The sequence below is a fragment of the Christiangramia flava JLT2011 genome, assembly GCF_001951155.1.
Classification (GTDB): Bacteria; Bacteroidota; Bacteroidia; order Flavobacteriales; family Flavobacteriaceae; genus Christiangramia; species Christiangramia flava.
Window position 1 is genome coordinate 1,274,787 of the sequence record NZ_CP016359.1, and the last position, 23,526, is coordinate 1,298,312.

A 23,526-nucleotide genomic window follows, 5' to 3' on the forward strand; every position below is an offset into this window, starting at 1 on the left:
ATGTCAACCAAAGCACCAACGCAAATGCAGGAAACCGAGTTCAACTTTAAATGTGACTGGAATGGAGCCTTTGAAGACCCTGAATTCATCAAGACCTTCAGTACCGAAATACTGGAGAACTACATCCTGAAAAAACGTTGGTATGCGGGAAAATCGAGTACGCTCAAATACATTGAAATCGTAGATTATTTCGAATTAAAATCTGAAAAAAACACTTATTACGGTGTGCTGTTCGAGGTGAACTTCAGCGAAGCCTTTTTTCAGGATTATTTTATTCCGCTGAGTTTTATCAACCAGGAAAAAGATGCGCTGGAAACCAGTACGGTCATTGCACCGGTTAGTTTTAAAAATGAGGAAGGTTTTTTGATAGATGCCATCCATATTGAAGATTTTCGCAAGCTCGTATTTGAGAATATGATGCAATATTCTGCGGAAGCGGCCCCGGCAAAGACCGTTTTTCACCGCTCAGAGACCACGCATCCCGTTGCCTACGAATCTTCCCGTTTTATGGGTGGCGAACAAAGCAATACTTCGATCATTTTTAATGATTCCATGGTGATGAAATTCTTCCGAAGGATTTATACCAGCAAAAACCCTGATTATGAGATCGTTCGTTTTATTACTGAAAAGACCGATTTCAAGAACATTCCCGGATACGTGAGCAGCATGAACGTGGCTTTTGAAAATGGCGAGACCGTCACGCTGGGGCTGATGCAGGAATTGATCGAAAATGAAGGCGATGCCTGGAAATATATGCTGAATGAGCTCAAGGGTGTTTTTGCCAATTTGGAACGCAAAAAAATCAAAGCCTCCAGGTTGCCGAAGATCAGGATGTACCAGCGACAGCCCATCAATACCATTCCGCCGGAGATTATCGATTTTGCCGGTCTCAATCTTTTTCTGAAGGTCGCCAAGCTCGCGGTAAGAACTGCGGAAATGCACGTGGCTCTAGGTAGTGATATGCAGGACACCGCCTTCACCCCTACCAAATATAATGGAGATTATGCCGTATGGTTGAAAAACAGGCTCATCTACATGTTCCAGAACCGGCTGAACACCATTGAAAACAATATGCACAAGCTGGACGGCGAGGCACTGGAACTGGCCAAAGAATTCTTGGATCGAAAAAAAGAAATTCGGGAACATTTTCTCAATTTTAACTGGACACGCATGAAAAGCGAGCGCATCAGGATCCACGGGGACTATCACCTGGGGCAGGTCCTTGTTGCCAACGACGATTTTTTCCTGCTGGATTTCGAAGGCGAACCAGAATCAACGATACAGGATCGCAAGGTCAAGCAACCGCCGCTGAAGGATGTGGCTGGCATGTTCCGCTCCTTTCACTATGCCATTTACTCCAGTATTTTTAATAGCGATGAAGAATTCAAGGTATCGCAGGATGAACTTTTTGAAGCCGGCGAAGTATTATACCGCTACATGATCGGGGTTTTTATGGAAACTTATGTAGATAAGGTACAGCGGGAGAATCTAAATATCGGTTATAAGCAGGAAATCGAATTTTTACTCGATTACTGCCTGCTTGAAAAAGCCGTTTATGAATTGGGATATGAACTGAATTCCAGGCCGAGATGGACTATCATCCCGCTGCGTGGTATTGCCAGTATCCTGAAAAACAAAATAACTTAACACAATTATGAAAAAGGAAGTACAGGTACATTCGCTGTTTTCAGAATTCGATATATATCTTTTCAAGTCGGGTAAACATTTCAGGCTCTACGAAAAATTTGGTGCACATCCCATGGAACTTCAGGGCGAGGAAGGAGTTTATTTTGCAGTGTGGGCTCCTTCGGCTAAAAATGTTTCCGTGATCGGTGATTTTAATTACTGGCTTGAAGGCGAGCACCCCTTAAATGTTCGCTGGGATGAAAGCGGCATCTGGGAAGGTTTTATTCCCGGGGTAAAGCTTGGCGATAAATACAAATACAAGATCCAGTCCAGCGTTAACGATGCTAAACTGGAAAAAGCCGATCCATATGCCCTGAAATGCGAACGGCCACCAAATACGGCTTCCATCGTCTGGGACCTCAACTATAAATGGAAAGACAAAAAATACCTGGAGTCACGGAAAGAAACAAACAGCCTGGATAAGCCATTTTCGATCTACGAAGTCCATCTGGGTTCGTGGAAAAGAAAAGTGGAAGAAAACAGGGCCTTAAGTTACCTGGAGCTGGCCCAGGAACTGGTGTCATACGTCAAAGAATGTGGTTTCACTCACGTGGAATTTATGCCTATTATGGAGTATCCGTATGATCCCTCGTGGGGTTATCAGCTCACCGGTTATTTCGCACCCACTTCCCGTTTTGGGGATCCACAGGATTTTATGGCGCTGATCGACGCTTTTCACAAAGCCGGAATTGGTGTGATCCTCGACTGGGTGCCTTCACATTTTCCAGAAGACAAGCATGGTCTTGGAATGTTTGACGGGTCGCATCTTTATGAGCATCCCGATCCACGGAAAGGCTATCATCCAGACTGGAAAAGTCTTATTTTCAATTACGGAAGAAATGAAGTGCGTTCCTTTCTCATCAGCAACGCGGTCTTCTGGCTGGATAAATATCATGCTGATGGTCTCCGGGTAGACGCGGTGGCCTCCATGCTTTACCTGGACTATTCCAGGGAAGACGGCCAGTGGGAGCCGAATGAACACGGCGGAAGAGAAAACCTGGATGCCATACAATTCGTCCGGGAACTCAATACGGAAGTTTACCGAAGTTTTGAAGGGGTACAGACCATTGCAGAAGAATCTACCTCTTTCCCCATGGTTTCCAAACCTGTTGATATCGGCGGTCTCGGTTTCGGAATGAAATGGATGATGGGCTGGATGCACGACACACTGGAATATTTCAAAAAAGACCCGATCTACCGGCAATACCACCAGAACGATATCAGTTTCAGTATGACCTATGCGTTTACTGAAAATTTCACCCTTCCTTTAAGCCATGATGAAGTAGTATATGGCAAGAAATCGATCTTAGGCAGGATGCCTGGCGATGAATGGCAGCGTTTTGCCAACCTGAGGTTACTATATTCATATATGTTTACCCATCCGGGTACCAATTTGTTGTTCATGGGAAGTGAATTTGGGCAGCATGAAGAATGGAAATTCAGCGGAAGCCTGGATTGGCATTTGTTGGAATATGATCTTCACAAAGGAGTGAAGGAGACCATTACGCAGCTGAACAGCCTGTACAAAAAACAACCTGCACTGCACGAAAAACAGTTCGAAGCCCGCGGTTTTGAATGGATTTCGTATGATGATGCCCAGAACTCCGTATTAGCTTATATGAGAAAAGGTGAAAACGAGAAGAAAGACCTGCTCGTAGTTTGCAATTTTACGCCGGGGATTTTAGAAAATTACCAGATCGGCGTACCTCGCAAAGGAAAACTCAAGGAAATTTTTAATTCTGACGCGAAAGAATTAGGCGGCTCTGGGGTTAAAAATGAACAGGTTAAAACTGCACCGGAAAGTTGGCACGGGCGCGAACACTCAGTAAAAATCACTATTCCGCCACTGGCAGCGGTTGTTTTTCAAATTTTATAAACAATCACATCATTATTTGCCATAAATAGCTTTTTTTTAAAGCACCAAAAAAGATTGTAAGACTATGATTACCAATACAGAACTGGAATATAAAGGGAATCTCTACCCCTCGGGATTGATTTCTTACGAGCATGACCAGGACACCATCAATTTTATCTCGAAAAATGGTGTTCGCCTTCAGGTGACGGTTTTGCGGGATAATATGTTGCGTTTTCGCTATGCGACCAATGGGATTTTTGAAAATGATTTTTCCTACGCGATAGACGAAGACAACCTGCACGGTTTTAGCCATCTGGATGTTTCCGAAGATGAAACGCATATCATCATAACTACTGAAAAAATCATCTGCAAGGTTGCCAAAGACGACCTGAGAGTAGGCACGTATGAGCTTAACGGTAAACCGATCCTGGAAGATGAACAGGGATTTCACTGGGAAGAAACCTTCGAATTCGGCGGAAACTTTGTGAAAATGAGCAAAATGTCACGCGATCAGGAAAATTATTTTGGGCTTGGAGATAAACCCACCAATTTTAACCTGAAAGGCAAAAGGCTCAGCCTATGGAATACCGATCAGTATGCCTTTGCAAAAGATACTGCAGAATTATACAAAGCTGTGCCATTTTACATGGGCCTTCATGGTAATTCTGCCTACGGAATTTTCTTCGACAATACCTTTAAAACTCATTTTGATTTTTGCCACGAACGCCGCAACGTGACCAGTTTCTGGGCAGATGGAGGCGAGATGAACTATTATTTCATCTATGGCCCTCAAATGAGCGATGTACTCACTTCGTATACTGATCTTACTGGGAAACCGGAACTTCCGCCTATGTGGGCATTGGGATTCCACCAGTGTAAGTGGAGTTACTACCCGGAAAGCAAGGTAAAGGAGATCGCCTCCAAATTCCGGGAACTGAATTTTCCCTGTGACGCGATCTACCTGGACATAGATTATATGGATGGGTTTCGCTGTTTCACCTGGAACAAGGAATATTTCCCGGACCCCAAAAGAATGGTGAAGGAACTGGAAAGCGATGGTTTTAAAACCGTTGCCATCATTGACCCTGGAATCAAAATAGACCTGAATTATTCGGTTTTTAAGGAAGCGCTTGAAAACGATTATTTCTGCCGCCGTGCAGACGGACCTTATATGAGAGGAAAAGTGTGGCCCGGAGAGTGCTATTTTCCAGATTTTACCCGCCCTGAAGTGCGCGAATGGTGGAGTAGTTTGTACCGTGAAATTATAGGCGAGATCGGTGTTAAAGGTATCTGGAACGATATGAACGAACCCGCAGTGATGGAAGTTCCCGGGAAGACTTTCCCGCTGGACGTTCGCCATGATTTTGATGGGCATCCCTGCAGCCACCGCAAGGCTCATAACGTTTACGGAATGCAAATGGCACGGGCTACCTATGAAGGAGTTAAAAAATTCAATTTTCCGAAACGACCTTTCATCATCACGAGGGCTAATTATTCCGGAGGGCAGCGCTACACCTCTACCTGGACCGGCGACAATGTGGCCACCTGGGAACACCTTTGGTTGGCAAACGTACAGATCCAGCGCCTGTGTATGAGCGGGATGAGTTTCGCCGGATCAGATATTGGCGGTTTTGCCGAACAACCTTCCGGAGAACTTTTCACCCGCTGGCTGCAATTGGGTATTTTCCACCCTTTCTGCCGCGTACATTCCTCTGGCGATCATGGGGAACAGGAACCCTGGTTCTTTGGGGAAGATGTACTGGAAATTACCAGGAAATATGTAGAGTTGCGATACCAGTTACTGCCGTACCTCTACACCGCTTTCCAGAAGTATGTGGAAGAAGGCACGCCAATTCTGAAACCACTGGTTTATTACGATCAGGAAGATGTCCAGACGCATTACCGTGCTGATGAATTCATCTTCGGAAACCAGATTTTAGTGTGTCCTGTCCAGGAACCTAACGTTCAGGGTCGCAGGATGTATATTCCACGGGGAAAATGGTACAACTTCTGGAATGACAAACTGGTCACCGGAGGCAAGGAAATGTGGGTAGATGCACCTTTGGATATCATTCCTATTTATATCAAGGAAGGAGCGATCATACCAAAATACCCGGTTCAGCAATATGTTGATGAGGTAAAAATGGAAGAAATGTCACTGGACATTTACTACAAAATTGGTAAGGAAAATTCTGAATTTTATGAAGATTCTCATGATGGTTACGAGTACCGCCAGGGCATTTACAGCCACCGTACTTTCAAATTTACAGGGAAAGAAGGCGAGATGATCATTCAGCAGCATAAACAGGGGAAATTCTCTGCTCCCTATACCACCTTCAAATTAAAATTCCACGGAATGCCTTTCGAGATCAAACGGGTATTCTTTGAAAATGAAGAAGTGAACGTGGAAGATCTGCACTATGACAAAGAAAACCAGACAATGATCGTGCATAAAGATTTTTCTGAACTCCATATCGTGGGAAATTCGAACGGGAATACGGCTGAATAAAACCTGATTTTGATCAATAAAAAACCGCCGACTGGCTCGTCCAGTTCGGCGGTTTTCAGTATCGGGACAAACTGATCAACGCGACTTATCAACCGAACCGGTCGGTGAATAGCCATAAAACTTTTTGAAGGAACTGTAGAACAATTTAGGACTCGAAAACCCTGATTTATAAGCTACTTCCATACTATTGTATTCATTTTGATCCATCAGCTCACGAGCATAGTTCAACCTGGTGAACTCCATGAAATCCTGTGGAGAAAGGTTCACAAGGTTTTTCAGTTTCATGAACAGGGCGTTACTGCTGATGCCAACCGCCGCACTGAGATCATGCACTGTAAAATTCTCATTCTTGATGTTCTCCAAAATGATCTCCCCCAGGTTCTGAATGAATTTTTCATCGTTCGCGCTTCTGAACTCGGGTGTTTTATCTTCCACGTAAGCTTTGACGTAATTGCTTCGAAGCTGTTGCTGCCACGCCAGTTTCTCACTGATCTTGGTGAGCAGCAGGTTCACATCTATCGGCTTCCTGATGACTTCTGAAAAACCGTCCAGCTGTTCTTCGCTCAATTGTACCTCGCCATCGGCAATCATGAAAATATTGATATGATTCAGACCAATATTGCGTTTCAGCATTTTTGCGAGCTGAAAGGCATTCATATCTGGCAGCACACTTGCGGAAATAATGATATCCGGGAAGATCATCCCTGCCTTTTCCATCCCTTCCTCCGCGGTTGCGGCCTGGTAGACCTGGCAATATTTTCCAATATTCCGAAGCAATAATTCCCTGATTTTAGCATCGTTTTCGATCACCAGGATCTTGCTGTCGCTATAATTGGCAATAGCCTTCGGAAATTTGGTCTTCGGGTTCTTTTTCTGCTTTTCTGCCAGGAAAACCTGCGCAGCCCTGGATGGAACCTTGCGGTAATCCTGTTTTCGGTTCTTCAGGATCACCGTAAACGTGGAGCCTTCATTTTTCTCCGTATCGTAACTGAAGCTTCCGCCGCTGTTCTGGGCCAGTTCACGTGCCTGGATCAGGGAAGCCAGGCCATTAGCATCACGGTATTTCCTACCCTTCGGCATACTGGTCATACGATCCAGCGTTCGCTGGTGGGATTCGGGTACACCACGGCCATTATCAGTGATCTGTAATTTGAGATCGCCCACGCTGGTTTCGATCAAATTCACGATGATCTTCCCATGTTCATGGCAATATTGTGCGCTGGCAGACACCAGACCGAAAATGATCTTATCCAGTACCTCAAGGTTATAGAAAAATGCTTCTTCACCCCATTGATCATTGATACTGAATTCCAGTTTTTTATCTTCGAACAAAGGTTTCATATCCTTCAGCATGACGCTGAGGTGTTTGTGCATATCTATTTTTGAAATTTCATAAACAGATTCTTCGTAATTGAAATTCAAAATCTGCCTGAAAAGATCGTCAAACCGGGCTGCATACCGCTGAAGATCTTCCGGAGAATTTTCAGCTGCTTCGGAAATTTTGCTGAGTGAATGCACAGCGCTTTCCACTGGTTTGCCGAATTCCTGCTTCAGTTTTTCCCGAAGTTCCGCTTTCGCCTGGCGATCAGCACTTCTAGAACGCTTCACAAAGACAATCACGAAAATGGCGATCATTGCCAGCACGCTGATTCCCATGAAGAGATACACGGTACTGATGGTTCCGCCGGTATCGGCCACGCGAATATCCAGCAATTTTGGGTTACTCCAGCCTCCTTCGCTAATCCTGGATCGAACCATAAAAGTGTAATCTCCAGGTGGCAAACTGGCATAACTCACGGAGTTCAATTTCGTTGGTTTGGTCCAGTCATCATCAAAATTAGCCAGTTTCCAGCTATATTCAATCCCTTCCGGATCCAGATTGGAACGCCCCCTGAACTTCAGCTGGAAGGCTGCCTCTTCCTGAATTTCGACCTCACCTAAACCGGCAAGATCAATTTTCCCGGCTTCTTCCCTGGTTTTGGAAGGCAGAATCATTTTTTCCAGCGTCAGCTCTGGTTTAAATTCCTGCTGCGCGAGCAGTTCTTTCGGTTTAAAAATATTGAGCCCTTTAGTGCTGCCGAACATGAGGTCTTCTTTTCGCAGCTTCGTAATGCCTGTGGTAATTTCATTAGTTGATAGCCCGTTTAATTCTGAAAACAACCTCAGATCTTTAGTGTTCTGGTTATAATAAGCGAGTCCGTTATCTGTCGTAATCCAGATCGCACCTTCATGCTCCCAGTCCACGCCCAAAATATTGTTCGAGGGCAGGCCGTCACTGGTCGAAAGTTGCTGCGTGCGCTCCTTGTCGAAATCATATAGAATGAGACCGGCACCTTCCGTCGCAAAAAGTCCAATTCCCTGGTTGGTAATCTGGAGATCATTCATCCCATAATAGACCATATTTGCCTTCGCAGTGAGCTTGGTGAGGTCTGTGATCCTTCCGGTGTACGGATTGAGCGAGTGGACTCGGGATTTCGTGGCAACGATGAGTTGCTTCGGCCCCAGTTCTGAGATGGCTTCCACGTTCTTGATCGGGTAACTTTTGAAGGTATTATCTGGTTTGATCTGGGTGAGGTACCCGTCTTTGCCTCCTATCCATATATTTTTATGACCATCTATAAAAACGGCATTGGCCGCCTGGATAGGCGTTTTGTACAGTGCGTCCACGGAATAATGGGCCCGAAGCAATGTGTGAATATTGACCTTATATACGCCGTCATCTGCCGTGGCAATCCACATATGATCATCCACGCTGGCCATATCAGTGATCTTATCAGGATCTTTGATATTCCTGGTATAATTCAGGTTTTCTATATGCCGCCAACGATCGGTTTCCGGGTTCCAAATACTTAGCCCTTTTGCAGTACCAACCCAGAGATTCCCTTCACTGTCTTTTTCTGAAGCGGTTACAAAATCATCTCCCAGGCTGGAATATTTCGCAGGATCATGAGTGACGTTGGCCACGACATTTCCTGAAAAATTCTGCAAATACAAACCTTTATTAGAAACCATCCAAAGCAGATTCTGGTTGTCCAGGCAGGTGGCATAAACATTATTAGGGTAACCGGCCGATTCTTTTTTAAGCAATTCGAGTTTATTGTTCAGCACCACCACCCCGGCTCCGCGAGTGGAAACAATGATTTCCTGGTTAAACAATTGCAGAGAAGTGATCTCCGAACTGGACACCTCGTAAGGCAGGTATGCTCGCTGAAATTTTTTGAAATCGGGATCGGTTTTATATAAACCGCTATCTTTTGTGCCGAAGATGATCGCATCGGGCAAGGAAAGAATGCTGGTGATCTGGAGATTCTGGTAATATCCCATATCGATCTTATTGAATTTCCCCGATTTCCGGTCGATAGTCAGGACTCCGTTGGGGCCTGCAAAAACAATCTGATTCCCATGAAGTACGATCCCAGCGGCCATGGTATTTTCAGAAAGAAAACGAGAAAGTCCAAAATCATCTTTTTCTGAGTTGGTATTCAACTTATAAACACCATTTTCCGCAGCGATCCACAGCTGGTTGCCGGCATCCTCCCGGAGCGCATAAATTTTTCCGGTCACTCCACTCACAAAACGGAAAATGCTTTGCCCGTTTTCGAGCACCGCAATTCCGGCAGAGCCTGCCAGCCATACGTTTCCCTGAGAGTCAGTATACGTTTCCAGATATTCCCCGCCTACTTCCTTGGGGATTCCCATAAATTTGTTGAAAACCTCGGTGTCTCCGGAATTGTATTTAAGAATTTTAACCGCTGTGGTGATCCAGAGATTTCGCCTGGAATCCTGCTGAATATGCACTTCATCAGCCTTGATAAAAGGCTCGATCGCATTAACTTTTTGAACTGACCTTGTATTCTGCCCGGTTAGCGTACCGGCAATTCCGGAAATAAAAACCAGAACCAACAGAAATCTCCATCTAAAATGCCCCAAATCTTAAATATTGAATGATGATTTCCTGTAAATTAAAAAAACATCGAGGCAAACGATCCCGACTCTAAAAGTTTTAAAACGAATTTATTAAGATGATATTAACAGAGAAAAACGAACGAATCGCGGCAAACCATCAGTAAAATCAGTCGGTTTCAAAAACATCAGTTTTTTCGTACAAGTAGTAAATTATGAAAACGCCTGATTTTCAGCCCCTGAAAAATTCCGAAGCAGCCATTCAGCGGTCTCACATATGTAATTTATTGAGCTCGATCACGGCATTTCCCCTGATGCTCACATGCACCCAAAGATGTGTGGGCCCTGCTTCGATCTGGGATAGGTGTAAATCATTGAGCCTCCCGGAAAGCTCAATGCCTTCCTTAGCTTCAATCTTGTCTTCCAGCTTCTCGTTCACTTCCATTAGCTTTTCCTCGATCTGCGGCATAAAATCAAAATTCATCTTTTGCTTGATCTTGTCATGCATCCAGTTGTTCAGCAGCGTTTCCAAAAGGGTGTCGCCGAGCCAGTTGTTGGTTTTGCCCTCCACTTCAAATTCACTGATGAAGATTTGCTGCAATTCTTCCTGGAGTTCCATTTTCAGATGAAAAACCGCTGCTCCCTGCTTATTTTTGAAAAGCGTGGTAAGCGTTTGGAAAGTCACGATCAGCGCCAGGTCAAATTCTGGCTTATCACTGTGGTGCAAACCTGCATCGAGAATCTGCGCATAATTACGCGCCGAACCATCATCTTTTTCTTTTTTGATCATTTCACCCACCAGTTTTTCGCGAAGGTGTTCTTCCAGTACTTCGTAAGGAATTTTGACAGGCAAGGTGAGTGCTAGTTCTGGGTGTTCCATTGGTTGAATCTTTCAAAAGATAATATAGAAATTTCTGCGGCCTGTCAATGGTAAAATTCTCTTAAGAATTGGCTCCGATCTCAGAAAAAACAATCCTTCAGCAGTTTCGAAACACAACTGGAACATTTTGCCATAATCTTTTGTTAATCATTTGAGTAAAGCTGCCTTTCTTTTTAATTTGAAGGATTGTTCAACCAAAAATCAATAAATCATGAGTGTTATAAAAGTAATAGAAGTCATTGCGACTTCCGAAAACAGTTTTGAAGAAGCCGTTAAAAATGCGGTAACAGAAGCCGGCAGGACGGTTAAGAACATTAAATCGGTTTATGTGAAAGATATGAACGGAAAAGTCCAGGACAATAAAATTGTTTCGTATGGTGTCACCGCCAAAATTTCCTTCCTTGTAAATGATTAAATCGAAAATGCAGTGGATCTTCACTGCATTTTTTCAATTTACGAACCTTGGCGCTTAACGATCTATTCAACTGAAAAATTATCCCGAAACGGCCTTTTTGGGACTATAATATTTAGCCTTGAGATAAAAGGAGAATCTCACCAGCAAGATAAGCGCCGGCACTTCCACCAGTGGCCCAACCACGCCGGCAAAAGCCTGCCCTGAATTCAACCCGAAAACTGCAATAGCTACAGCGATCGCCAGTTCAAAATTGTTCCCGGCGGCGGTAAACGAAATGGCTGCATTTCGGTCATATTCCACTCCGCGGGCTTTGCTAATGAAAAAGCCAACTATGAACATGACCAGGAAATAGATCAATAAGGGAATCGCGATCAATAGCACGTCAAACGGAATTTTTACGATCATTTCTCCCTTTAAACTGAACATCATGATGATCGTTGCCAGCAACGCGATGAGGGTGACTGGCGAAACTGTGGGCAGAAACTGCTTTTCATACCACAGCTTTCCTCGCCAGGCGGTGAGTAGGAGTCGGCTCAAAATTCCTAATAAAAAGGGAATACCAAGATAAATCAGCACACTTTCAGCAATCGTGGAAATTGGAATATTGACGATCGCTCCTTCAAAGCCCAGTAAAGGCGGCAGTTTGGTGATAAATAACCACGCGTAAAAACTGTAACCAAAAACCTGGAAAATACTGTTCAGGGCCACCAAACCGGCTCCATATTCGCTACTCCCTTCCGCCAGGTCATTCCACACCAGCACCATGGCAATGCAGCGTGCCAGGCCAATTAAGATCAAACCCACCATATACTCAGGATGGTCCTGGAGAAAGATCAAGGCTAGAGCGAACATCAGTACCGGGCCTATAATCCAGTTGAGGAGTAACGAGATTCCGAGGGTTTTGACATCTTTAAAAACTTTGGGTAACAGGGTGTAATCTACTTTTGCCAGTGGTGGATACATCATCAATACCAGCCCGACCGCGATAGGAATATTGGTCGTTCCCTGGCTGTAAGAGTTCATATTTTCAGCAAATCCAGGGAAAAAATAGCCGAGGCCCACTCCTGTAAGCATGGCCAGAAAGATCCATAAAGTAAGGTAGTTGCTGAGGAAATCCAGCTTTTTAATATCAGTTTTCATATAGCCTGGCTTTTACCTGCTGAAAAACATACAGCATTTCTGTTGCAATCTGATTGCTGCGTTCCTGATAATGCCTGGCTTCCTCGCTGCTGCCATCTGAGATCTTCGGATCTTCGAAGGTCATTTTCAGGCGAATGGAAGCGGAAGGAATAAAAGGGCAATTTTCATCTGCATCGGCACAGGTCATGATCGCAGCAAAATTTTTGGGATTAAATGGGTGATCGAATTCTTTGGAAAATGCAATAATTGGCAGCTGATTTTCGCCATATCGAATACTGAAAATCGGGTTTTCACCATTGCCTAGTTCAGCAATTTCGAAACCCGAATGCTGTAAGCTCGAAATTACCGATTGATACACGGCGGTCGCTTCAGTCCCACCAGAATAACATTCGATCTTCGGAAGTTCCAGCCAGGCGGCGATCGTTTGTGCCCAAATCTGAGCAAAATGACTCCTTCTGGAATTATGAGTGCAGATAAAATTCAGTCGAACAGCTTCTTCCGAAGCTATTTGAGAGACCATATGCTCTATAAATACTTGCAGGATTTCCTGTCTTTCCGGAGTAATTTCCGCAGTATCCAGTGCGCTTAAAAAATCTTCGATCTTCTTAAAAATTCTCATGATTTGATGCCTATGATTTTACTTCTTCTTTCCATCAGGATATTGTCGCGCCAGATGCCATTCAGCCTGCCAATCTTTTCCCGGTAGCCTACCACCCGAAATCCGCATTTCTCATGCAGTTTTAAACTGGCGGTATTTTCCCGCATCATGGCGGCATTTAGTGTCCAAATTTCATTGTCCTCGCTAATGCGAATCAATTCCTTCAGCAACAGTTCCCCATATTTTTTTCCTCTATTTTCGGAACTCACATACACGCTCACTTCGGCCACTCCGCGGTAAACGCAACGGTCGCTCACCGGTGAAAGCGTTGCCCATCCCAGCATCTCGCCATGATCATACAGGGCAATCCTCCCGAAAGGTTTTCTGCTGGCATCCCATTTTTCAAATGAAGGAGTTTCAGTCTCAAAGGTTGCCATTCCCGTGGCAATACCTTGCTGGTAAATACGCCGAAAATCGTTAAAATTCTTACGGGATATCGGTCGAAATTCCATTTTAGCAACAGCCTGACCCCGGTGCACACGACGTAGTTAATTCTGCCAGATTTTTCTTTGGTTTCTCCACTACCCCACATTTTTCCTGCGCGAGACAGGTCGTGGCTTTATTGATCAGCAGGAAATCAGCACCGTCAAAATCCAGGTCATATTTACCAATTGTGGAGGACTGGTATTCCACTTCGATCTCCCAGTCACCCAATTCCAGCACTTTTTCGGAAAGCTCGATGATGTGCAGCAACTTCTCGGGATGCAGCCGGTGATCATAATCGTTTGCTTCCCATAGCTGAAAACTGATTTTGGTTTCTTCGCGAAGCGTTCCGCCGCAATCGATAAATTTCTTAGCGATCTTACCAATTTCGGTTACATGAAAATGCCTTGGCACGAGATTTCCGTCAGGCAGTTTGAAGGCAATGCATTCCAGTCCTGCCAATTCTTTTTTAATTTCTGAAAGTTTCATTTATCGGTATTTTACGATTAATTGTTTTAAATTTTTTTAGCAGCAATCGGCTCCTTTAAAAGACTGGGATAGAAAAGCATTAAAATCAGCCTTCATACTTTCCCATTTCACGGCATCCAGGCAATAGCAAACCGATGTTCCTTCTATGGTTCCCCTGACCAGGCCAGCCTGTTTCAGTTCCTTCAAATGCTGGGAAACGGTTGCCTGCGCAAGACCAACTACTTCCACGATCTCACCGCAAACACAGGTATTGCGTTTGGCCAACTCCTGTAAGATCGCGATACGTGCGGGATGACCGAGCACCTTGGCCATATTGGCCAACCGGTTTTGTTCTGCTGAAAATTTTTGTGATTTTGTGACTCCCATATTCATCGCAATATTACGATTAAAAAATGGTAACTTCAAAATGAGATAATAAAAAAGGGCGCGATGGTCATCAGCACCCTTCATCATAAACTATAAAAATATCCTTAGCGTTTGGTTTCGCTGCGCTGAAGATACGAAAATATCCAAGATTGGATGAGATTTAGCTAATCCCAGCTTTTTAGGAAGGCATCTATTAAAATTAAGCATTAGAACGATCGATAAAATCATTGCTTCTATCTAGTGAATTTCCTTATTGGTATATAAGATTATTATTTCCGGAAACAGCGTCATAAAATTTGTAGTCAAGAATTTGTTTATGACACGGACGGCTCTCATAATATTAGTTTTTTTATCCTTTTACAATCGGTCTTTTTCCCAGGAGGAAAAAAAAGTCTGGTCTCTGGAAGATTGCCTGCTATATGCGGAAGATCATAACCTTACGATTACCGATGCGCTACTGGATCAAGCTGTTGCCGAAGTCACCTACGATCAATCCAAGCTACAAAAAATCCCAAGCATTACCGGAAATATTTCACAGAGTTTGACCAATGGGTACAGCATTGACCCTATTACCAGCAGTTATATCAATGAACAAATAAGTTCTACCAGCTCGTACCTCAACGCCCAGGTAAGTCTTTTTAATGGCAATAAGCTCAACAACCAGATTGCCCAAAATAAACTCCTAGTACAGCAAAGCAATTTGTTTGTAGAAGAAGCTAAAAATAATATTGGCCTAAGCATCATACAATCGTATTTACAGGCATTATATTTAAAAGAATCTATATCTATAGCTCGCAAAAGCCTTGAAAATTCCCAGCAGGAGACCTTGCTTTCCAAAAAAAGATATGAGGCCGGAGCTATTGCCAAAAAGGATTATTCAGATGCCCGATCACAGGAAGCAAAAAACCAATATGAACTTCTCAATGCCAGGAACAATTATTCAGCTGAAATTACTTTCTTAAAACAGCTGCTGAATCTTCCGCAGTCACAACAGCTGGAAATTACAGAACCTCAAGAGACCTATCTCTACCCTGTACCATTCAGTGCGGAACAGATCTACCTTCATTCTCTGCAAGAGTCACCCTCGATCCAGGCGTCCAGCATGAACATCGAGATCTCAGAAAAAGATATTGATATCGCAAAAGCCGACTTTTTACCTTCCCTGAGCCTGAGCGGCAGCCTGGGCAGCGGTTATACCAGCATCCAGGATATGAACTTTCTGGATCAATATGACCTGAACTTTAACCAGCGAGTGGGACTTGCCCTGAGTATTCCTATTTTCAACCAGGGAGCTACCAAAGCCAGTGTTAGGAAGGCGGAAATTCGCAAAGAACAAGCAAACATCGCATTAGAAAATTCCAAAAATGAGCTGTATCAAAATATCACGACGGCCTGGCAGAACTACACCTCGGCAGAAGAACAATTTAATGCCGCGAAATTGGCAATTGATGCCGCGAAAGACTCCTACCAATTGGCAAGTAAGCAATTTGAGCAGGGTTTGATTAACTCAGCTGATCTTATTGTTAGCCAAAACAATTACACCACTGCCCAGCAAAATCACCTTCAGGCAAAATATATGGTGATCCTGTATTCCAGATTGCTGAATTTTTATAATACCAATCAACTTTACTGATCTATGAAAGCAATTCAAAAAAAAGGCCTCTTAATCACTTTAGTGTTACTGGTTGTAGCGCTGACCGCCTGGTTAGTATTGAGGAAAAATGAAGAACAATCCATTGCACCTGAAACAGTTACCGTGAAATTGGCTGATATTTCCAAATTAGTCACCGCAACGGGAACTATCGAGCCAGTGAACGAAGTGGCGGTAGGAACTCAGGTATCTGGAGAAGTTGAAAAAATATATGTTGACTATAATACCAAGGTTAAAAAGGGTGATTTAATTGCCGAATTAGACAAGACCAATTTAAAGGCCGCCCTGCAACAGTCTCAGGCCACTTATCAAAACCGGCAAAATGAAAAGAATTACTACGAGCGAATTTATAATCGTCAAAACAGCCTTTTTCAGGAGGAGGTTATTAGTAAATCTGATTTTGAAGAAGCGGAGTTCAACTATCAAAATGCCAGACTGGCTGTAAACCAGGCAGCGTCTGATCTTCAGCAGGCAAAAACAAACCTGGGTTATGCTGATATCTACTCGCCTATAGACGGGGTGATCTTATCTCGAGAGGTGGATGAAGGCCAAACGGTTGCCGCCAATTTTGAAGCGCCAACCCTGTTCACCATAGCCCAGGACCTCGAACAAATGCAGGTTGAAGCTAATGTAGATGAAGCTGATATTGGTCACGTTGCAGAAGGACAAAATGTAACATTTACCGTAGATGCTTTTCCAGATATGACTTTTACCGGGAAAGTGCTGCAGGTGCGCCTCGACCCCACCAATGAAGAGAACGTGATCACCTACAAGGTAGTTATCCAGGCTGAAAATAAAGACCTGAAGCTGAAACCGGGCATGACTGCAACTGTATCGATCAAAACCCTCGAACTCCACAATGTCTTATCTCTGGAAATGAAGGCACTGAATTTCCAGCCTTCTCCTGAAGAATTGAAAAAATTACAGTCTGAATATAAACCGCGTGTCCCCGCACAAAAAGAATCCTCTTCAGAAACCAGTACCGGGAAAAATATGGTATGGAAATATGATCAAAATACTCTGGTTCCAACTCCCATAATCACCGGCGAAAGCGATGGAATTAATATTCAGATAATAGAAGGATTGGCAGCAGGAGAAAAGGTCGTCTACCGTCTCAATACTTCTGGGGAAAGTACTCCTTCAGCAATTCAAGCCGAAGAAAGTCCGTTTATGCCGAAGCCACCGGGTCGAAATAATAAAAAAAATTAAATGAACATGGGAATTTTGAAGGTAGATGATTTAACGCGGGAATTCCGGATGGGCCAGGAGATCATCAGGGCTTTAGACGATATTTCCTTTAGTGTGGAGCAAGGAGAATTTGTAACTATCATGGGTTCCAGTGGTTCGGGTAAAAGCACTTTATTGAATATACTCGGTTGCCTGGATACGGCAACTTCCGGGGATTACGAGATAGACCAGCGCAAAACACGCAATTTAACTAAAGACCAGTTAGCCAAGATCAGGAATAAAAAAATTGGTTTCATTTTTCAATCGTACAACCTTCTCGCGAGAACTTCAGCTATCGAAAATGTGGAACTTCCGCTACTCTACAATCCCCTTATTTCTTCCGGCGAACGGAGGAAGCGTGCTATCAAGTCTCTGGAAATGGTAGGTCTCGGGGAACGTTTGCATCATACTCCAGCGCAATTATCAGGAGGTCAGCAACAACGAGTGGCAATTGCCCGCTCCCTGGTAAATGACCCGGTGGTTATCCTGGCAGATGAAGCCACTGGAAATCTTGACACCAAAACTTCTTATGAAATTATGAGTTTGTTCCAGGATCTCAATATCCAGGGCAAAACGATCATTTTTGTCACTCACGAACCAGATATCGCTGCTTTCAGCGGCCGGACCATCATTTTAAAGGATGGAAAAATCAAGCATGATAAGCTCAATAACCAGATTTTAATCGCAAAGGAAGAACTAGAAAATATACAGCAATCTTCAGAATGAGAATACGCAACCTTTTAAAAATCGCCTGGCGTGCTATTAGCCTGAATAAAACCCGAACCTTCCTCACCATGTTAGGGATTATTATTGGTGTGGCTTCAGTGATCGCGATGCTGGCTATAGGCGAGGGTTCCAAAGCAAGCATCAAATCCCAAATTTCCAGCATGGGCTCCAATATGATCACCATTAGGCCCGGCGCGGGAATGCAGGGCGGAGTACGAATGGATCCTGGTCAATCCCAGTCTTTGAAATTAAGCGATTATGAAGCCCTTTCTGATGCCAGTAACCTGTCTCATCTATCTCCCCAGGTTCAAGGCTCCGGGCAGGCCATTAACGGTAGTGAAAACTGGCCAACTCAAATATATGGCGTGGCACCAGCCTATCTTGAAATTCGAAAATTGGAGATGCGTTCGGGAAGCATGTTTTCACAACAAGAGGTCTCTTCGGCCTCGAAGGTAGCCGTACTGGGGCAAACGGTGGTAGACAATCTATTTCCTAATGAAGATCCAATCGGAAAAATGATTCGGTTTAATAAAATTCCGTTCCAGGTCATAGGGGTTCTGGAATCAAAAGGACAAAACACTTTTGGTCAGGACCAAGATGATCTTATTTTAGCTCCCTATACCACCGTTCAGAAACGTATTCTGGCGGTTGATTATCTTCAGACCATTGTGGCTTCCGCGACCAGTGAAGAAAACGCTCCAGCTGCAGTTGAAGAAGTGGAAAGCATTTTACGAAAAAGCCATAACCTATCCATTTCGGCAGAAAATGATTTCAATGTATTTTCTATGGAAGAATTGATAAGCACCTTCAGCTCAACCAGTGAAATGCTTACGGTACTTTTAGTTGCCATCGCCGCAATTTCTTTGTTTGTTGGAGGAATCGGGATTATGAATATTATGTATGTCTCTGTAAAGGAGCGCACACGGGAAATTGGTTTACGAATGGCCGTAGGTGGCCAGAGCGGTGATATTTTACTTCAATTCCTTATCGAGTCTGTTCTAATTAGTGTTACAGGCGGAATAATTGGCGTGTGTTTGGGGTTTGCCACTACCCTGCTAATTAAAAATATTCTACATTGGCCTGTGATCATTACCTTATACTCGGTAATCGTGTCATTTTTAGTCTGCGCGATCACCGGGATATTTTTTGGATGGTACCCTGCCCGGAAGGCATCGGTATTAGATCCTATAGTAGCCCTGAGGTATGAATAAGAAAATTATGGCTCAATTGAACTGGTCTAACAAATCTATTATCGCAACGCTGCATTTCCTCGTTTGGGCCATGCTATTTATTCTACCTTATTATCTCACAGGCAGCGATCCTGATCCCTTTTTCCTGAAGAATACATGGGTTTCACTAGCTCTCTTTGGAATTGCGTTTTACGCCAATTACTTCTTTTTGATCGATCGGTTCTTTTTTGGGAATTCAAGAACGATATGGTTTTTTCTTTTAAATGTTCTTCTGGTAGTGGTTCTCACCTATATCAAGATCAGTCTTAAAAATGATCCCGGCCCTCCTCCCGGGGAGCGAATGCGAGAATTGCGTAAACCGCCGATTAATTTTTTCATCTATTTTGATCTACTAACCTTCCTGGTGCCAATCGTCTTTTCAGTAGCTTTAAAATCTTTGGAGAAATGGAAAAAGGTTGAAGAAAAGAATAAGGAAGCTGAAAAAGAGCGACTGGAATCTGAACTTATTCAATTAAAATACCAGTTGCAACCGCACTTCTTTTTTAATGCACTGAATAATATTTATGCGCTAGTAGATATTAATCCAGAAACAGCTAAAAGTACGATTCATAACCTTGGTAAGCTGATGCGCTACCTGCTATATGAAACGAATTCAACGTATGTGGCGCTACAGCAAGAGGTTTCTTTCATGCAAACCTATATCGCACTGATGCGACAGCGATTTTCTAAAAGCATGCAAATTACCTTTTCCCTTCCGAAACATTTGAACCACAGCAAAGTAGCCCCACTGCTATTTGTGACATTGATGGAGAATGCTTTTAAGCACGGCGTCTCTTCAGAGGCTGTGGCGAATATCGATTTTAGCCTGGAGATCACTGCTACTGAATTGATTTTTTCAGCCATCAATAATTATTACCCGAAAGATGAGCAGGATAAAAGTGGTTCCGGAATTGGTCTTCAAAACCTGCGAAAACGCTTAAATTTAATCTATGGCGAGAAATATAGCCTGGAAAACTATTTAAAAGAGAATCGCTATCATGCCATATTAACACTACCCATAACAGCCTCGTAAATGGAAGAACTAAAATTAAATTGTTTGATAGTAGATGACGAGGAGATGGCCTTGAACCTACTCGAAAGTTACGTTCAAAAAACTCCTTTTCTGGAATTAAAGGGCAAATGTCATAATGCTATTGAAGCACTTCAGCAGGTTAAATCTCAGGAGTCCATAGATCTCATCCTGCTTGATATCCAGATGCCCGATCTAAATGGAATTGAGTTTTCCAAGACCCTGGACAAGAATACACGAGTGATCTTCACAACCGCTTTTGACAAATATGCGCTGGATGGGTTTAAAGTGGATGCGCTGGATTTTTTACTGAAACCCTTCAATTATTCTGAATTCCTGACGGCTGTGAATAAAGCTTATGAATGGTTTGACCTGAAAAGAGGAAAACACCCATATTCTGCCTCTCCAGGTCATTCTGAAACTAAAAAATTCCTCTTTGTAAAATCAGAATACCGCCAATTAAAGATCGACCTGGCTGATGTCCTGTATTTTGAAGGTTTGAAAGATTACATTAAAATCAAACTTGGTAGCTCCACCAAACCTGTTTTAACTTTACAAAGTTTAAAAGCTCTTGAAAACATCCTCTCTCCTGAAAAATTTATGCGCATTCATCGTTCCTATATTATTTCCCTGGATAAAATTGAAGAAATCGAACGGAGCCATGTCATAATTGACGGTAAAAGGATCAAAGTTTCCGAACAATATAAGGCTGATTTTCAAAATTACCTTTCTAAAAATTCTATTTTACCAGACTCCTGAACTAATAGAATCTTCTCTTGGTAAACCAGTTTCCTATCAGGCTCAAATTTAGCGTCAACAGGTGGTAATTTTCACGAACCAGCCCATTTGAAATGGTGCCCCGGTCACCATAGGTATATGAAAGATTGATCATGGAACCCAGACTAAGGTTAAGTGGAATACCCACACCAGTGCTCAACCCGTAACCCGATACATTCTCACCGTTAAAATTCATATTTCCGCTATCGTATTTTAATCCCAGTCGATATTCCATTGCTTTAGTTTTCATCCTGTTCTCTGGAAGGTATTCGAGCCCCAAACCATAAAAATCGCGATCTATGAAATCACCAATATCATCAGTTTGATTGGTTTGATCCCAGAATTCATGCCTGTAATCGGCTGAAATCATCAGCTCTTTTATCAATTCAGTCTTGAAACCCATACCTATTTCCAGCGGAAGAATAAAATCATCATTACTGGTCTCGATCGTCTCAGTACCGAGCAGTGTTCCGGTTATTCCTCCCCTATACTGAAATATTTCCTGTTCCTGTACGCTTTTAAGGTTTACCGGGGAGTTTACGACCGCTCCCAGGGAAGTATTCTTAAAAAAATCATATTGAATCCCGAAGCCAAACCGAAAGCCGGAATAGCTGTTATCTTCCCGGAGATACAAAGTGTTGTTGACAAAATAGTTGTATTCATTTTCCGTAATTTTCCCAAAAAGGAAGGAAGAAGACAGGCCTACCCGCAGATTTTCAGAAAACGCATAGCCATAATTCAAATTTAGGTCATTCAATCCTCCATGTCCTTCCACGTTGGTTAAAAAGATCTCGTCAGTTCCTTCTATATTGCTTTGAATATCCGAAATTTCGTATCCTACGTTGGTATAGGGAGCCAGAATAATTCCCATTCCTGATTTTTCCGTAACCGGAAATGCAAACGAAATACCGGAGAAATTGCCGCTGTTCTTGGTTTCTGATTCGTACGACTGCTGAAGGTTCTGCACTTCATATCGCAAGCCAACGTCATAAGTGAAGGTGTTTAACGGAATACCGGCAAAAGATGCCGGATTCAGCTTGTTGATAGATCCAAAGCTATTATCAGCAATACCAGTGTATCCAAGGGCGTTAGCTTTCCCCGGTGTTTGGTAATTGTACACACCTAAACCGTACAGTGAATAAGGTGATGAAGAAAGTGTACTCAATTGTCCATTCATCAAGATGGGCCATAATAATCCTAAAAAATGGATAAAAGCCAGCTTATTCTTCATGATATATTGCATAGGTGATTTCCAGTTTGATTCGTTCTTCATCTGAAGCCATATTTCTAAAGAAAATATATTGGTCTACAGCTTGATTGTTTTCTGAAGGCACTATCGCCAAAGACCATTTTTCTCCTCCGTATTCCGTAAGCTTGGAATCTAAAAATGCTTTTACATCCAGGCTATAGCTCGCCGTATTGTATTCCTCATCTTCCTCGGTAAGAATGGCATATGCGACATCAGTGCCCAGAATGTTATAAAGCTGGCCAAGTATTTCCGATTTGGAATCGACTAAAAAAAATTGTAGAGAATCCTGTACGGGTAGTTCACGAAACCGGGAACGATCTAGCCCTATCTTCAAATTGGCGCTCACGATATATCCCTCTCCTTCGATATCATAAAGTCTTTCCAGATAAGGAACTTCAATTTTAGTAGAAATTCCCGTTCCAGCCTGCATATAAGACCTGTTGCCAGTTTCCTCACTGTATAGCTGTTCTTCCTGACTAAGTTGCTCTAATAGGCCATTGTTCCTTTCTGAAGAAATGTGATGGAAACTGTTGGCGTAACCCAGGGTGAAATCCATGATGTGTTCTTCATTTTCCAGTTCATCGGGCACCGAATAATAAAACCGCAGATAACTTTCATTTTTATCAAATCCCAGCACTGCAGAATTGTTAGCCGAAGCCATTACGAGGAGACCGCGAAATTCCCGTAGCAGATCATCTGCATTGTTGATTTCATTTTGCTGAATACCTTCAAAAATGGCATTCCCAAACAGGTAATCCATTGGAATTTTAATCGAATCCTGAATATGGGTATAAGGCTTAAACTGCAGGGCGCCAATAACCGTTGAATCGTATTGAAAATCTGAAGTATTATAGAAATAATCATCTTCTTCCGGTTCAATTTGTTCCAGAACCTGATGTATTTCGAATGTTTGGCTGGAAAGGGTGTCGTTATAATAATAGCCATCATATTTCATGATTAACTGAATGGAATCCAACTCGGCATCATCATCCAAATTATAAGTTGTATTCAAAAAGCTGAGATAAGATGAGGCACTGGTTCTGCCGAAGATGTCATTCTCATAGGAGCCAATCAGCAACCTATCGGTAGAAGAAACCTGGACAGAATCGAACTTAAAGGTAGAGCTTCGAACTGTGAGAGTATCAATAAAATACGCCTTGGTATTGCTTCGTATCCAATCTTCACCAACCCCCGAAGCGGTTTCTTCTTCCGAACAGGCCACCAACAAACTACATAAGCTTATGAGGTAACTAATTGCAAGAACTGTTTTCTGCATGTAAATTTTTTACGAACCTATCCCAAAGAAGTATTCT

19 protein-coding genes are annotated in these 23,526 nt (G+C 43.1%); 10 read left to right on the plus strand and 9 right to left on the minus strand.

The genetic code is table 11. The features are described from left to right. From GRFL_RS05360 to GRFL_RS05370, 3 genes are all read left to right on the plus strand, one after another. Positions 1–1,647: a maltokinase N-terminal cap-like domain-containing protein gene (locus GRFL_RS05360; protein ID WP_083643635.1), complete on the plus strand. Its 1,647-nt coding sequence runs from the start codon at positions 1–3 to the stop codon at positions 1,645–1,647. Between the two features lie 7 nt (positions 1,648–1,654). After that, positions 1,655–3,562 (plus strand): 1,4-alpha-glucan branching protein GlgB, encoded by a 1,908-nt coding sequence (gene glgB, locus GRFL_RS05365; protein ID WP_083643636.1) that lies wholly within the window; start codon positions 1,655–1,657, stop codon positions 3,560–3,562. 64 nt (positions 3,563–3,626) lie between these two features. Beyond that, positions 3,627–6,050 carry a glycoside hydrolase family 31 protein gene (locus GRFL_RS05370; protein ID WP_083643637.1) on the plus strand — a complete coding sequence of 808 codons (2,424 nt, stop codon included), beginning with the start codon at positions 3,627–3,629 and terminating at the stop codon, positions 6,048–6,050. A 75-nt stretch (positions 6,051–6,125) separates the two neighbouring features. Here the strand turns inward: GRFL_RS05370 and GRFL_RS05375 are convergent, their stop codons facing one another. Further along, a complete protein-coding gene (locus GRFL_RS05375) occupies positions 6,126–9,980 on the minus strand; it encodes a hybrid sensor histidine kinase/response regulator transcription factor (RefSeq protein WP_139839185.1) in 3,855 nt (1,284 codons plus the stop codon). Positions 9,981–10,224: 244 nt separating this feature from the next. Further along, entirely contained in the window at positions 10,225–10,833 is a 609-nt protein-coding gene (locus tag GRFL_RS05380) for a DUF4403 family protein (RefSeq protein ID WP_083643639.1), read from the minus strand. A gap of 211 nt (positions 10,834–11,044) precedes the next feature. Between GRFL_RS05380 and GRFL_RS05385 the strand changes: the two genes are divergently transcribed. Beyond that, the gene (locus GRFL_RS05385; protein ID WP_083643640.1) at positions 11,045–11,248 is read left to right on the plus strand and encodes a dodecin family protein; all 204 of its coding nucleotides are present in this window, start codon (positions 11,045–11,047) and stop codon (positions 11,246–11,248) included. A gap of 78 nt (positions 11,249–11,326) precedes the next feature. Here the strand turns inward: GRFL_RS05385 and arsB are convergent, their stop codons facing one another. From arsB to GRFL_RS05410, 5 genes are read right to left on the minus strand one after another with little or no spacing between them, the layout of a single operon-like run. Beyond that, positions 11,327–12,388: an ACR3 family arsenite efflux transporter gene (arsB, locus tag GRFL_RS05390; protein ID WP_083643641.1), complete on the minus strand. Its 1,062-nt coding sequence runs from the start codon at positions 12,386–12,388 to the stop codon at positions 11,327–11,329. Beyond that, positions 12,378–13,007, minus strand: coding sequence for a low molecular weight phosphatase family protein (locus GRFL_RS05395; protein WP_083643642.1), 630 nt, complete (start codon positions 13,005–13,007; stop codon positions 12,378–12,380). The genes arsB and GRFL_RS05395 overlap by 11 nt, the downstream gene beginning before the upstream one ends. Continuing rightward, positions 13,004–13,498, minus strand: a complete 495-nt coding sequence (locus GRFL_RS05400) for a GNAT family N-acetyltransferase (RefSeq protein ID WP_083643643.1) — start codon at positions 13,496–13,498, stop codon at positions 13,004–13,006. Before GRFL_RS05400 ends, GRFL_RS05395 begins: the two co-directional genes overlap by 4 nt. Before the next feature lies 1 nt (position 13,499). Beyond that, the gene (locus GRFL_RS05405) at positions 13,500–13,958 is read right to left on the minus strand and encodes a DUF6428 family protein (protein WP_083643644.1); all 459 of its coding nucleotides are present in this window, start codon (positions 13,956–13,958) and stop codon (positions 13,500–13,502) included. Positions 13,959–13,994: 36 nt separating this feature from the next. Then, complete coding sequence (locus GRFL_RS05410) at positions 13,995–14,411, minus strand: ArsR/SmtB family transcription factor (protein ID WP_341475767.1); 417 nt, start codon at positions 14,409–14,411, stop codon at positions 13,995–13,997. 229 nt (positions 14,412–14,640) lie between these two features. Between GRFL_RS05410 and GRFL_RS05415 the strand changes: the two genes are divergently transcribed. The 6 genes from GRFL_RS05415 to GRFL_RS05440 are packed head-to-tail and all read left to right on the plus strand — an operon-like array spanning position 14,641 to position 20,946. After that, the gene (locus GRFL_RS05415; protein WP_083643645.1) at positions 14,641–15,957 is read left to right on the plus strand and encodes a TolC family protein; all 1,317 of its coding nucleotides are present in this window, start codon (positions 14,641–14,643) and stop codon (positions 15,955–15,957) included. A gap of 3 nt (positions 15,958–15,960) precedes the next feature. Next, positions 15,961–17,184 carry an efflux RND transporter periplasmic adaptor subunit gene (locus GRFL_RS05420; protein ID WP_083643646.1) on the plus strand — a complete coding sequence of 408 codons (1,224 nt, stop codon included), beginning with the start codon at positions 15,961–15,963 and terminating at the stop codon, positions 17,182–17,184. Next, positions 17,185–17,928, plus strand: a complete 744-nt coding sequence (locus GRFL_RS05425) for an ABC transporter ATP-binding protein (RefSeq protein ID WP_083643647.1) — start codon at positions 17,185–17,187, stop codon at positions 17,926–17,928. Further along, positions 17,925–19,139: an ABC transporter permease gene (locus GRFL_RS05430; RefSeq protein ID WP_083643648.1), complete on the plus strand. Its 1,215-nt coding sequence runs from the start codon at positions 17,925–17,927 to the stop codon at positions 19,137–19,139. The genes GRFL_RS05425 and GRFL_RS05430 overlap by 4 nt, the downstream gene beginning before the upstream one ends. Then, a complete protein-coding gene (locus tag GRFL_RS05435) occupies positions 19,132–20,190 on the plus strand; it encodes a sensor histidine kinase (RefSeq protein ID WP_083643649.1) in 1,059 nt (352 codons plus the stop codon). Before GRFL_RS05430 ends, GRFL_RS05435 begins: the two co-directional genes overlap by 8 nt. Continuing rightward, positions 20,191–20,946, plus strand: a complete 756-nt coding sequence (locus tag GRFL_RS05440) for a LytR/AlgR family response regulator transcription factor (protein ID WP_083643650.1) — start codon at positions 20,191–20,193, stop codon at positions 20,944–20,946. It abuts the gene before it with no gap. 1 nt (position 20,947) lies between these two features. On the opposite strand, the gene bamG is transcribed toward GRFL_RS05440, so the two are convergent. Continuing rightward, positions 20,948–22,237, minus strand: coding sequence for a BamG family beta-barrel-assembly machinery protein (gene bamG, locus GRFL_RS05445; protein ID WP_083643651.1), 1,290 nt, complete (start codon positions 22,235–22,237; stop codon positions 20,948–20,950). Then, positions 22,185–23,489, minus strand: coding sequence for a DUF4270 family protein (locus GRFL_RS05450; protein ID WP_083643652.1), 1,305 nt, complete (start codon positions 23,487–23,489; stop codon positions 22,185–22,187). Before GRFL_RS05450 ends, bamG begins: the two co-directional genes overlap by 53 nt. Positions 23,490–23,526 lie beyond the last annotated feature (37 nt).